At 70.2% G+C, this 12,979-nt stretch carries 6 protein-coding genes; 4 read left to right on the top strand and 2 right to left on the bottom strand.

Annotated features, from left to right (window positions below):
• Positions 1–61: 61 nt before the first annotated feature.
• Positions 62–5,137, bottom strand: coding sequence for a CHAT domain-containing protein (locus tag JRI60_RS54895; RefSeq protein WP_204222926.1), 5,076 nt, complete (start codon positions 5,135–5,137; stop codon positions 62–64).
• Between the two features lie 614 nt (positions 5,138–5,751).
• Here JRI60_RS54895 and JRI60_RS48770 point away from each other — a divergent pair.
• The 4 genes from JRI60_RS48770 (at position 5,752) to JRI60_RS48755 (ending at position 11,641) form a co-directional block, all read left to right on the top strand.
• Entirely contained in the window at positions 5,752–6,291 is a 540-nt protein-coding gene (locus JRI60_RS48770; RefSeq protein ID WP_204222925.1) for an RNA polymerase sigma factor, read from the top strand.
• Positions 6,291–9,230 carry a CHAT domain-containing protein gene (locus JRI60_RS48765; RefSeq protein WP_204229430.1) on the top strand — a complete coding sequence of 980 codons (2,940 nt, stop codon included), beginning with the start codon at positions 6,291–6,293 and terminating at the stop codon, positions 9,228–9,230. Before JRI60_RS48770 ends, JRI60_RS48765 begins: the two co-directional genes overlap by 1 nt.
• A 90-nt stretch (positions 9,231–9,320) precedes the next feature.
• On the top strand, positions 9,321–10,082 hold the full coding sequence (locus JRI60_RS48760; RefSeq protein ID WP_204222924.1) for a hypothetical protein: 762 nt from the start codon (positions 9,321–9,323) through the stop codon (positions 10,080–10,082).
• 56 nt (positions 10,083–10,138) lie between these two features.
• Positions 10,139–11,641, top strand: coding sequence for a hypothetical protein (locus JRI60_RS48755; RefSeq protein ID WP_204222923.1), 1,503 nt, complete (start codon positions 10,139–10,141; stop codon positions 11,639–11,641).
• Between the two features lie 37 nt (positions 11,642–11,678).
• Here JRI60_RS48755 and JRI60_RS48750 read toward each other — a convergent pair whose 3' ends face one another.
• A complete protein-coding gene (locus tag JRI60_RS48750) occupies positions 11,679–12,929 on the bottom strand; it encodes a phospholipase D-like domain-containing protein (RefSeq protein ID WP_204222922.1) in 1,251 nt (416 codons plus the stop codon).
• Positions 12,930–12,979 lie beyond the last annotated feature (50 nt).

The following is a 12,979-nucleotide window of genomic DNA, read 5'->3' as shown; positions in this document are numbered from 1 at the left end:
CGGCAGGTGCATGAGAAAGACGCCGGACTTCAGGATTGTTACCCCGCGTTTCCGACGTGTGTCACGGAGCGCCACGGACGGTGGGCCGTGGTGCCCCGAGCGCGGTGAGTCCCTGGGCCCGGTGAGGTGGCCTGGCGCTCTGGCTCAAGCGCCGCTGCTCGAGTGCTCGTTGGCTGCGTTCGAAGCCAGCCAATGCCTCCTCGGGTGTTTCATCCAGGTACGTCTGCCGTTCCTCGCTCGTCAGACAGTCGTAGGTCGCGTTTTCCAGGCGTTCCATCGCGAGCTTGAAGCTGACAGGCCATACCCGCGCGGCCCCGTCCGACGAGGACGTCACCACCCGCTCCCCATCCGGGCTGAAGGCGGCCCACAACAGACCTGCTCCGTGCCCCTCCAGTCTGGCCAGCAGCGCCCCCTGCGCCGACCAGACCCGCGCGGTCTTGTCCCACGAGGCCGTCACCACCCGCTCTCCATCCGGGCTGAAGGCGGCCGACAACACCGCATCTCCGTGGCCGTCCAGCGCCGCCAGCAACTCACCCTTCGCGCCCCATACCCGCGCGGTGCCATCCAGGGACGCGGTCACCACCCGCGTCCCGTCCGAGCTGAAAGCGGCCGACACCACACCGCTCTTGTGTCCCTGCAGCAGGACCATCGGCGCTCCTTCCAGGCTCCACACCCGGGCGGTGCCATCCATGGACGCCGTGACCACCCGTGTCCCATCCGGACTGAAGGCCGCTGTCCACACGGAAGACCCATGGCCCTCCAGGAGGGCCAACGGCTCACCCTTCGCGCTCCACACCCGTGCGGTGCCGTCCTCGGACGCGGTGACGACCCGGGTCCCGTCCGGACTGAACGCGGCCCATTTCACTTCACCCGCGTGGCCCTCCAGGACGGCCAATGGCTCACCCTCCGTGCTCCACACCCGCGCCGTCTTCCTGGAGGCCGTGACGATCCGGGCCCCATCCGGGCTGAATGCAGCCGTGTGACCTTCGAGCTTCGCCAGCGGCTCTCCCTCCGCACTCCACACCCGGGAGGTGCCGTCCAGGGCGGCCGTCACCACCCGCGTCCCGTCCGGGCTGAATACGGCGTTCATGACGCGGCTCGTGTGACCCTCGAGCTTCGCCAACGGCTCTCCCTCGGCACTCCACACCCGAGCGGTGCCGTCCGCGGAGGCCGTCACCACCCGCTGTCCATCCGGGCTGAAGTGGGCCTTCATCACCCAGCCGTGGTGGCCCTCCAGCTCATCCGACAGCGCTCCCTCGGCACTCCACACCCGAGCGGTGCCGTCCTTCGAGGCGGTCACCACCCGGTTGCCATCCGGGCTGAAGTGGGCGGAATACACGCCCCCGCCGTGGCCCGGCAGCGTCGCCAACAGCCTCCCATCCAGGGTCCATACCCTCCCCATTCCATCCATCGAGGCCGTCAACACTCGCGTTCCGTCCGGGCTGAAGGCAGCCTTGGATACCACTCCGCCGTGGCCCTCCAGCTTCGCGAACAGCGCTCCCTCCTGGACACGCCACACCCGGACCATTCCCTCATCGGAGGCCGTGACCACCCATTCCCCGTCCGGGCTGAAGGAGGCTGACACCACCTGGCCCTGGTGCTTCCCCAGTACCGCGAGCGTCTTTCCGTTCGCGGTCCACACGCGCGCCGTCCTGTCCCCGGAGGCCGTCACCACCCGTTGCCCATCCGAGCTGAAGTCCGCCGACAGCACCCTTGCTTCGTGACCCTTCAGCACCGCCAGCGTCTTTCCCTGGATGCTCCACACGCGCGCCGTCCCGTCTTCGGAGGCGGTCACCACCCGTTGCCCATCCGGACTGAATGCGGCTGTCAGCACCCTTGCTTCGTGGCCCGCCAGCACCGCCAGCTGCGCGCCTCGCGAGCTCCACACGCGCGCTGTCCCGTCCGAGGAGGCAGTCACCACCTGCTGCCCATCCGGACTGAAGACAGCCGAGTTCACATGGTTGCCATGGCCTTCCAACTTCGCCAGCAGCTCGCCTTGCGCGCTCCACACACGCGCCGTCGTGTCCGCGGAGGCAGTCACCACCCGCTGCCCATCCGGACTGAAGACAGCCGAGAGCACATAGCTTTCATGGCCTTCCAAACTCGCCAGAGGCACTCCTCGCGCGCTCCACAAGCGTGCCGTCGTGTCCGCGGAGGCAGTCACCACCTGGTGCCCATCCGGACTGAAGACGGCCGAAAGCACCCAACCCCCGTGGCCCCGCAGCACGGCTCCGGCCATGGGCCGCTGAAGGACATCCATGGCCGTCGTGAGCCACTTCTGACTCTTCTCGGCGTTGCCCACCTCACGCAGGAAGAGCAGGCTCCGGGCCGGGTCCTGGCCGCGGTATTGCTCCGCCAGCAGGAGCCGGGCCGTGTTCTGCGAGAGCACCCGCTGCTCTCTTTCCCGCTGCCGCAGGTGAGAGACGATGGCCACCGCGGCGATCGCCACCACCAGCAGCACGGCCGTCACCACGAAGCTACTGCGGAAGAAGCGCGTCGCACGTGCCCGAGCCTCCAACAAGGCCCGCTGCTTCTGCTGCTCTTCCTCCTGCTGGCGCTCCCGCAGGGCCTCGGACATTTCCAGCAACTGCTGGCTGCGCGGCGAGAGCTCTCCCCCGTGCTTCTCCCGGAGGCTCCTGGCGTAACCCAGCCTGTCCCCCGTCAGCAGGTAGGAGATTCCTCCATCCGCACTGCGTTGGTTCTCCTCCCAGTCCTCCGCCCATGTCTCCAACTCCCGGAGCTGCTGCTCCCGCTCCCAGTCCTCCTCCACCCACCTCGCCAGCAGCTTCCACTTCCGCAGCAGCGTTTCGTGCGCCAGCTGCACCCACGCCCCGTGTTTCCCTTCTCCGCCTTCCGGGGTGCCTCCCTTCACCAGCAGCCGGCTCGTCACCAGCTTCTCCAGCATCGACTCGAAGGCGGCCCGTTCCTCTCCGTCCCGCGGCCTCATCCCTTCCACCCACACCCGTTCCCGGGCTCTGGGGCTGCCCATGTCCTTCACGGCCACCAGTCGCACCAGCAGCCGCCGTATCTGCTGGCGCTCGCCTTCGCCCAGCTCCTCGTACAGCCGATCCGCCGTCTGGGTCAGGCCTCCGGTCACGCCCCCCAACTCCTCGTAGGCCCGGTGCGTCAGCCTCCTGCCCTCCCTCCTCTGCCACAGCAGGTCCAGTGCATGCGCCAGCAGCGGCAGCGCCCCCGGTTCCTGCCCCACGTCACCGCGCAACCTCTCCACCAGCCCCGTTTCCAGCTCCAACCCCACCACGCGCGCCGGCTTCTCTATCGCCTCGGCCAGCTCCTCCGGCCCCATCTGGGGCACGAACAGACGGTGCTCCTCGGCGTACACCACGGTGTCCAGCCGCGTCTGTTCATCCAGCATCACCTCTCCGCAGCGCTCGAAGTGGTCCACCCGCACCGTCGCGATCACCACGCATCCCAGCTCCGGTTCCTTCCCCAGCGCCCATACCGCCCTCAGCAATGCCTGGCGCTCCTCGCTTCCGAGCTGGGTGAACAGCTCCTCCATCTGGTCCACCACCAACAACAGCTTGCGCTCCGGCCGCGCCTTCCTCAGCCGCCGCACCTCCTCCACCACCTCCTGTTGGCTGGCTCCCTCGCCGGTCGGCAGTGGCTCGAGGTCCCATACCCGGTGCAGCCGGTGTTGCAGCTCCCTCAGTGCCACGGAGCGCTTCCCCGCCACCTCAGGCTCGGTACGCACCAGCTCACCGGGCCTCACCACCAGGCAGTCCCACTCCTCTCGCGGCAGTTGCGGCACCAGCCCCGCCATCACCACCGAGGACTTGCCCGCTCCCGAGGCTCCCGCCACCACCTGGAAGCGCGGCCTCTGCCCTCTCGTCGCCTGCGCCACCCGCTCCAGCAGCTCCGCCTCCAGGCGGCTTCGGCCGAAGAAGAAGCGCCGGTCCTTCGGCCCGAAGGCCAGCAGGCCGCGGTAGGGCCGCAACACCACCGGCCTCAAATCCGCCTCGCCCTCCCGGCGCGCGTACAGTTGTAGCGAGGCCCAATCGAAGCTCCTGGCTTCCACCCTCAGCCGGCGCCGCACCGCCCCCAGCGCCTCCTCCAGTGAGCGGGAGTCCACCAGCAGCTTCTGGTACAGCGTCTCGGCCAGCAGCACCGAGCCCACGGTCGACAAGGGCAGCCGGGAGGCCACCACCATGTCGATGCCGGCGCGGTGCAGCTCCTGCGCGACGCTGCCCAGGTAGCCGGCCACCCTGCCGCCATCTCCGCCATGGCAGGCGCACAGCACCACCATGCGCAGGGTGTCCGCGTAGGGCGCCAGCACCGCGCCCAGTGCCACTCCGTCCACCAGCTCCTTGGTACCGCCCCGGACCTCGGAGGCGTTCCACGCCAATCCATGGAGGCCCGGCCCCGACGTCTCCAGGGGTGCTCCGTGGCAGAGCACGTGCAGCACGGACACCGGCTGCTGCGCCTGCTGGGCTTCCCTCAGCTTCTTGTCCAGACTCTCCAGCGACACCCTCGGCAGCACGTCCCGCCGTGAGTCGAAGGCGAAGCCTCCCTCCTGGCTGGCCTTCATGAGTGCCAGCAGGTGAGCGTCTTCCGGTACGGCGCCACCTGCCTCCGACCAGGCCAGGAGCACCCGTCCCTCGCGCGCCGCCCCCCTGCGCGCTTCTTCCCCCCGCTGCCCGGGCCACTCGTAGCGCAGCGTGCACCCCGGCACGTCCGCCAGGTGCCGTCCGCTGCCCTCGAGCGTCACCAGCTCCCAGGGCAGCGAGTACAGCTCGGCCGCCGACGAGCGCACCACCAGCCGCAGCTGCCCTCCCTTGCCACGTGCCCTCTCCAGCGCCTCCTCGTGCCCGCCCCAGTCCAGCGTGTCCAGGAAGCGTCTCATCCGCTCCCCGAGCCGCCGGGCCATCTCCTCATCTGGCTTTCCCCCGGTCAGCGCCGCCAGGTCTCCCAGCAGCTCCGCCCAGGGAAGGCTGGCGCGCTTCACGCCGCCTTCTCCCACCCGCACCAGGTAGTCCCGCGACCCAGCGTGGAAGTCGTGGGCATCCTCGGGGCTGTCCGCGCGCGACAGTTCCAGCACCAACTCGTAGGGGCCGGCCTCAGGTCCCTCGTGTTGGCCGGACTCGGGTCGTGGGCTCACTTCCCCCAGGTGTGCTGTGCTCATGTGCAATCCCCCTCGTTTTGCACGGGGGCCACGGCGTGCGCCGGCTCCCCGTGTTCCTCGAAGAGGACGCACGTCGGCGGGTTTGTTACCCGCACCTATTTCCCGCGGATTTTCCGCCAGACGGGCGGCCCACGCTGTTCCCAGAGCCGCCCCTGGCCCTCTCCCCCCACCCGACGTCCGTAGAGGGCCAGGAGCGGTCTGGTCAGCTGTCAGTAATGGGTTTGCCGGGGCCGTTCGTTTGGAATCACCGCCCCCGCGAAGAAAGGACGCGAGGGGTCTGGTTTGTTACCCGCGGCATCCCTCGTCGGCGGCGCGGGTAACAAATCCCTCTCTTCGCGTCTTGCCGGAGCGGGGAGGGCACGCGGTCCTCCCCCTGGCTCCTTCGAACGAGAAGATTGATGCGGCTCCTGGCTCCTCCACGGTCATGCGATCCCGAGGCCCTCGAAGCACCCTCGATGAACGCGGCGCGCACCCCCGGTGAGGCCCGGCAACCGGACGTCCCCCAGTCGTGGGGCCAGACGGACCCGGAAGGACCCTCCTCAACAGGTGGGGCCCGTGTCATAAAGCTGCCCGTTCGTCCCCGTGAGCAGGGCCCGGGGCGACGAAGGGGGCCAATGGACACGGCGAAGAGCGAGCAACGAGCCGGGGAGTTCGCCACGCGGTATCGAGCCTGGCTGCTTGCCCAGGCCCACAACCTCTGCCGCAATGCCACCGACGCGGAGGACCTCGTGCAGGACGCCCTGCTACGATTCATCCAAACCTTCGGCCAGTTGGAGGCGCTCCCCAACGAGCGCAGCTGCGAGGCCTGGTTGGTCACCACCCTGACCCATCTCTTCTACGACCAGTGCCGCAGGCGGCGGGTGCAGGCCCAGGGCGCGAAGGATCCCCACCTGAGCAACGAGGTGGTGGTGGAGCATGAGCCCGACGCCCGGCCCGTCTATGACACGCTCACGGACGCGCAGTTCTCCGAGGCCCTCCAGACGCTGAGCCCGAAGATTCGCGCCACGTTCGAGCTGCACGCGTCCGGGAAGAAATACCAGGACATCGCTCGTTCCCTCGGCATCCCGGTGGGCACGGTCTCCAAGCGGCTGCACGATGCCCGCGCCAGATTGCGCGAGTTCCTCCTGCGCCACATCCAATCCGGAGTGAACTGATGGACAGCCTCTGTGACAACGTCGAGCTGTTCGTGGACGGGGAGCTGGCTCCCGAACACGCCGAGGCGTTCCGCCAGCACCTTCCCGACTGCGCCCGCTGCCAGCGCGAGGTGACGGAGCTCCTGCAGCTCAAGCTGCTGGCCCACCGCCACGCGGAGAACGCCGAGGAGCGCGCGCCGGCTCCGTTATCGCGCGTCCCGCCCGTCGCCTTCTGGAAGCGGTCCGTCGTGCTGGTGCCGGCCGCCCTCGCCGCGGCCCTGCTGGTGCTGGTGGCGGTGCGCTTCCTGCTGCCCTCCAAGCCCCGTCAGGACGTGTGGCTGGCGCAGCGCACCGAGCGCCTGCTGGAGGCGCGTCTCGGCCACCCCGGCGCCGACGTCTATCGTCCCCCGGCTCCGAAGATGATGGGCGGAACGGGCAACCCGGAGGAGCTGCCGCTCGAGGCCATGGCCTGGCTCGAGCGGGAGGATCCCCACGGCCTCGTGGCGGCCTACCTGGTTCGCGACGACAAGGGTCTGGCGGATCAGGCGCTCCGGAAGCTGGAGAAGCTGGAGCACTCGCCGGAGCTGGACAACGACCGCGCGGTGGCGCTGCTGCTCAAGGGCCAGCCCAAGGAGGCCCTCCGGCTGGTGGACGGCGTGCTGGAGACGCACCCTCGTCATCCGCAGGCGCTGTGGAACCGGGGCCTGGCGCTGCGCGAGCTGGGGTTGCCGCTGCTGGCGGCCCGGGCCTTCACCGAGGTCGCCGCCCTGAAGGAGCCCGGCTGGTCCGATGAGGCCGCGCGGAAGGCCGAGGCCCTCCAGCGCGCCGTGTTCGAGCGCCGCACCCGGTGGATGGCCACCCGGGAGGCGGGCCGGGCCCTCCGCGAGGCCACTCCGGGCGTGCCGCCCAGGGGCTTCGGTGAGGTGCCCATCTCGCGTCTCTTCTTCTACGACGCCGTCCGGTCCGCCCCGGACCGGGAGCGGGTGCTCGCGCTGCTGCCCGTGGCTCGGGAGCTGGATGCGCGGGAGGGCGGCGATGTGCTCGAGCGCTACGTGCAGCGGAGCGCGGAGGCGGACTTCTCGCGCCGCGCCCCGCTCGCCCGCCAGTATTCGGAGCTGATCGACAAGCGCCTCTCTTCGGAGGAGCGGGAGCGCTTCCTCGCGGCGCTCCTCCAGTCGCGGGAAGATGACATCCTCCTGGGCGCGCTCATCCAGATGGGCGCCACCGCCCGTCACCTGGAGCTCTACGAGGCGAAGGCCGCCGCCACGGGGGACCGCTGGTTCCAGCTCCTCGCGGCGCAGGAGCGCGCCAGGGCCGAGAGCGCCGCCGGGCGCTGGACCCAGGCCACCCGGACCCTCCTCGCCGCGCGTGGCCTCTGCACGGCGCGCGGCGTCGAGTACCGCTGCCTCTGCATCGATCGCGAGCTGTCCAACCTCTACATCCTGCGCCGCATGGTCGACGCCGCGCGCACCCATACGGAGCGGAGCTGGAAGGCGGCTCGCGAGAACAACGAGTGGGAGCTGGAGAATGATCTGCTGTGGAACCTCTCGCAGATCGCCCGGGTGGTGAACGACGCGGCGCTGACGCGTGCCTACCTGGGGGAGTATCTCGAGCGGGGCCGGGAGGATCCGGACATGCGGCGCCGTGCCCATCAGGATCTCGCGAGCATCGCGTTCCGGGAACTGCGGGTGGACGAGGCCCGGCGGGAGATCGATTCCGCGTTGGCCACGGGTCTTCCGCTCCTGTACAGCGGCGCCTACTCCCTGACGGACATCTCGCGGCTGAAGAGCGAGCCCGGGGACGAGGCCCACCTGAACCAGGCGCTGGAGGCGGCCGGGCCCGCGTTGAGCGCGGGCGAGCGCGCGGTCGCCACGCACATGCGGGGGCGCTTCTACATCGAGCGCGACGCGGCGAAGGGGCGTGCCCTGCTCCAGCGCGCCATCGAGGAGGCCTCGGCTCCGGGTCTCGAGGAGGATCCGGGGGCGCGGCGGGCGCGCGCCTACAGCTACACCTCGCTTCTGCATGACGCGGGCCGGCGGGGTGCCTTCCCGGAAGCACTGGAGCTGTTCGCGCGCGAGCGAGGCATGGAGCTGCCAGGGAAGTGCCTGCTGGCGGTCACCGCGGACTCGGAGCGGACGCTGCTGCTGGCGCGGGGCGCCTCCGGGGAGCTGCTCGGCCACTTCGACGAGTCCCGGCGCCAGCCGCTGCCCCAGCGGCTCGACGGGTTCGTGCCGGAGAAGCTCCTGGCGGCCCTGCGCACGTGCCCTCGGGTGGAGGTGCTGGCCCGGCCTCCGCTCCATGGCCGGGCGGGGCTGCTCCCGCCGGAAATGGCCTGGAGCTATCTGACGCGCACCTCGCCTTCCCATGCCCCGCGTGTGGGGCCCTCGGTCCACCTCGTCGTCTACGACGTGGAAGCGGAGCTGCCAACCGAGGCCTCTCTCAAGCGGCTCAATGCCTGGACTCCCGTCTTCGGTTCCGAGGAACAGCGCGTCACGCTCTCGGGCGCCGAGGCGACTCCGTCCCGGGTCCTCTCCGCCATGAGGGATGCCACGGAGATCGACCTGGTGGCCCACGGCATCGTCGACGGCTACTCCAACACCTCCTACCTGTTGCTGGCGCCCGAGCAGGACGGACCGGAGCTGAGCGTGCCGCGGGTGCGCTCCGCCTCCCTGCGGGGGGCGCCCTTCGTGGTGCTCGTGGCCTGCCACGCCGCGCACACGGCCTACACGTTCGAGACGCCTTTCAGCCTCCCGGCCTCCTTCATCGAGGCGGGCGCGCGCGGCGTGCTCGCGGCGACCGTGGAGATTCCGGACCTGGAGGCGGGGGCCTTCTTCAACGCCGTCCGCGAGCGCATCCGCTCGGGGACGGCGCCGGCTCTCGCGCTGCGTGACGAGCGCGTGCAGTGGCTGCGCGCGGGCCGGGGAGCGACGTGGCTCGACAGCGTGCTGCTCTTCGAATGAGAAAAAAAGAAGGCGAGGTAACAAACCGGACCGGGGCCGTTCTTGTGCACGGGTGGAGCGATTCCATCCTTCCCAGCACAGGAGTCAGCCATGAGCTACCAGGAGCCGGTCCTCTACAACCTCAAGTTCTCCGTGGATTACCCCTACTGGCGCGGGGTCGAGGACCGCTCGCGGCGCGTCTTCCTCATGCCGCTGTCCAACCCCGCCGAGTTCGTGGCCTTCGGCGTGTTCGACCCGTCCAACACGGTGCTCTTCGTGGCCAGGGGCCGGGTGGGCGAGCGCCTCGGGGACTTCCTGGAGCGGATGAAGCGGTCCGGGGCCGACGTGGAGCTCTACGAGCGGGTGCCGCTACCGTGGCCCCTCGTGAAGCGGTACACCTCCGACGACCCCTTCGATGGTTCGGAGACCTCGCCGCCCAAGGGTTCGACCGACGCGGGGAGGATTTCCTACGCGGGAGGCGCGGGTCCCTCGCTGTGGGAGGCGGTGATGTCCGTGCCCATCTCCGACGGCCCCACGTGGCCCGCGCAGTACGTCTCCGCGCGGAAGGTCTTCATCATGCCGCTGCCCGGCCATGAGGAATTCCTGGCCCTGGGCGTGTGCACCGACGTTCCGGAATCGGGCAAGCACCTGTTCGTCTTCGCGGCCAGGGGCGAGGTGGCCGTGCACCTCGATGGTTTCGTGGCCCGGATGCGGGCGACCGGAACCTACGTGGGGCTCTGCGACTGGCCGTCGCTGAGCTTCCTGCAGCAGTACGTCGCCGCGGCCTTCCCCAAGGCTTTCGATGCGCGCTCGATTCTGCCCTCCAACGGCGTGAGCACCCTCAGCACGAGCACGCAGCAGATCGCGGCGTAGCACTGACCCGTGAGTCGCGACGGGATGGATTCACCGTGGAACGGAGGGGGGAACCCATGACACTCGAGCTGCTGCTCGCCCAAGCCGATGAACGCCCGGCCGCACCCGGCCAGGGATTGAAGATGGAGACGCTCCAGCGCGCTCCACGGCCCCAGGCCGTCGAGCTGCCGGATGACCTGTGGGACGCGACGAAGGATCCCAACGACCTGCCCGCCCAGCGTTGGGGTCTGGTGGTTCCGGAGGGGCGCGAGGGCGACCGGCTCCTGGCGCTCGTCGAGCCGCTGCGGCGGCTGCGCCAGGCGTCCCAGGGAGGTGCGCCGGTGGAGCTCTACCGCGTCCCGTCCGTGATGGACGGCGCGTTCGCCGCGGAATGGAAGAAGGAGGTCTTCCGCGACGAGACGATGTCCGAGAGGAACCGCCCGCGCTACCTGCTGCTGCTGGGGGACCTGCACCAGGTGCCGCTGGAGTTGCAGCAGGCGCTGACCACCGATGCCTTCGTGGGGCGGCTGGCCTTCGCGTCGGACGCGGGCTACGAGGCCTACGTCGAGAAGGTGCTGCGGTGGGAGGGCGAGGCCGCGCGAGAGGCGAGCGCGCGCATGCTCTTCTATACCTCGCGGGACCGCACCCCCGCGACGGAGATGGGGCACGACATGCTGATCGCCCCGAGCGTCGCGGCCTGCCGGGAGCGCCAGCAGTTGGACGACTTCCCCGCGGCGGACATCCTCGAGCTGGGAGGGGAGGGGGCCGTGTCCATCGAGGAGCTCCTGTCCCACGCGGAGCGGCCCGGGCCGGGCGTGCTGTTCACGCTGAGCCACGGCAGGGGTCGGCCCTCGGGCGGCTGGGGCAAGCCCGAGGAGCGGCTCGCGCATCAGGGAGAGCTGCTGCTGCCGGACGGGCGGTTCCTGCCGGCGGAGGCGCTCGCGTCGCGGCCCTTCCTCCCGGGAGGGGTCTGGTTCAGCTTCGCGTGCTTCAGCGCGGGGACGCCCTCGCGGAGCAGCTACACGCACTGGCTGCGCCAGCTCCCCACGAGCGACCCGAACGCACGCAGGGGACTCGAGGCGTTGCCCCAGCAGGGGGAGCGGCCCTTCATCGCCGCGCTGCCCCAGGCCGCGCTGGCCAACCCCAACGGGCCGTTGGCGGTGATGGGGCACGTGGACCTGGCCTGGTCCTGCGGCTTCAACGACAGGGGCCGCCGGACGACCTCGCGCTTCATCGAGCTGCTGAGGGCGCTCGCCCAGGGGAGCCGCGCCGGTGTCGCCCTGAGCACCTTGCTGCAGTTCCTCAACGAGGCGAGCAGCGAGCTGGCGACGCTCTACAACCAGGAGCAGATGGACCTCATGGATGGACGTCCGTCCTCCGTGACTCCGGCGGACAAGGCCCGGCTGTGGATGCAGCGCCAGGATCTCGCCAACTACATCCTGCTGGGGGACCCCGCCGTCCGGTTGTCATTGGCCTCCCGCCGGGTGGAGGTGGAGCCCGCCGTGCCGGAGCCGGCCTGGGACGAGCAGGAAGCGCTGAGGCGGCTGCTGGGTCCCCAATTCAGGAGCACCCCCAGGTAAAAACCCTTGGAGCGCGTCAGCGGCTTTCTTCCATGTTTCAGGGCGTGCCGCTGATGTTCGGCGCCGTGTAGGTGGCCTTCGGGTCCACCTCGGCCGCGTAGGGGCTCGACCAGGTGTCCGAGAAGAAGCGCTCGAGCTGGCTCGCGAACGGCGCGCCCTCCACGATGACGCCCACGTTGCGGCTCTGCGTGAAGTAGTCGCGCTCCCAGTTGCTCGTGCCGAGCCACGCCTGCTCTCCATCCACCACCATGTACTTGGCGTGCACCACGCGCGCGAACGGGACGAACCCGCCCGACCACTGGGGAATGGTGACGAGCTTCACCGTCAGCCCCGGCGGCGCGTGCAGCGCCTGGAGGCCCTCGATGGTGCCCTTGCGCTTGCCCCAGTCCGCCACCAGCAGCTCCACCTTCACCCCGCGCGCCGAGGCCCGCTTCAGCGCCTCCTCCAGCTCGGGGAAGGTGCTCCCGTCACGTCCCCTCGCGCGGTACGTGAGCAGCTGCACCCGCACCGAGCGCTTCGCCCCATCGATGAGCTTCACCAGCTTGGGCAGGTCCCACGTGCCCGGGTCCAGCAGCCAGCCCTGGGGGCTCAGCGCGGGCGTCACGCGCACCGGGCCTCCCGAGACGTGCGCGGGGAACGGGCCGCCCACCGCCGTCACCGTGGCCGGCGCCTTACCTCCCGCGGCGAGTCCCCAATCCAGCTCGAAGACGTCCGCGAGCGCGCGCACCACCTCGGGGACGCGGATGCGCAGCCCGAGCTCCTGGATGTGCTCCAGCGAGCGCCAGTCCATGTTCTGACTGCCCAGGTACGCTTCGCGGCCGTCCACCACGAAGTACTTCGCGTGCTGCACGCCGCCCATGGACTTCGCGGTGTCCAGCCGGCGCAGCTCGATGCCCGGCCGCTTCGCCAGCCGCTCCAGCGTCTCCGGGTACGTCTTGTAGAACTTCTCCTCCGCGAGCAGCCGCACCTTCACGCCCCGGTCCGCCGCCGCCTCGATGGCCTGGATGACGGGCTCCAGCCGGCTGCCGGGCTCGTTGCTCACGTAGAACTCCGAGATGTCGAGCGTCCGCGTGGCGCCGTTCACCATCTCCGGCCACACGTCCTTGGCATCGGGGATGTCGGCGTGGTCCAGCGTCGTCTCCACGGGGACGCTCTCCACCAGCACCAGGCCGGGAGCGCCGACGGGGGCGGACTCGGGGGCGGGGGCGCGCACGGCGGGAGCCGGCGCGGCGCACGCGAGGGACAGCACGAGGGGAAGAAGCAAGGCGCTCAGCCAGGGTCGGGACATGGGAGGCACCGTATACAAAAACCAGAGGCCCCCCGCGATTGCTCGCGGAG

It is taken from the genome of Archangium violaceum, from assembly GCF_016887565.1.
GTDB lineage: Bacteria > Myxococcota > Myxococcia > Myxococcales > Myxococcaceae > Archangium > Archangium violaceum_B.
Note: the sequence above shows the minus strand (reverse complement) of the source record. Positions and strands in the feature narration are given on the sequence as shown.

Coding starts and splice junctions, on each gene's coding strand:
- JRI60_RS54895 (WP_204222926.1), bottom strand. CDS start 5,137: ATGAGCACAGCACACCTGGGGGAAGTGAGCCCACGACCCGAGTCCGGC.
- JRI60_RS48770 (WP_204222925.1), top strand. CDS start 5,752: ATGGACACGGCGAAGAGCGAGCAACGAGCCGGGGAGTTCGCCACGCGG.
- JRI60_RS48765 (WP_204229430.1), top strand. CDS start 6,291: ATGGACAGCCTCTGTGACAACGTCGAGCTGTTCGTGGACGGGGAGCTG.
- JRI60_RS48760 (WP_204222924.1), top strand. CDS start 9,321: ATGAGCTACCAGGAGCCGGTCCTCTACAACCTCAAGTTCTCCGTGGAT.
- JRI60_RS48755 (WP_204222923.1), top strand. CDS start 10,139: ATGACACTCGAGCTGCTGCTCGCCCAAGCCGATGAACGCCCGGCCGCA.
- JRI60_RS48750 (WP_204222922.1), bottom strand. CDS start 12,929: ATGTCCCGACCCTGGCTGAGCGCCTTGCTTCTTCCCCTCGTGCTGTCC.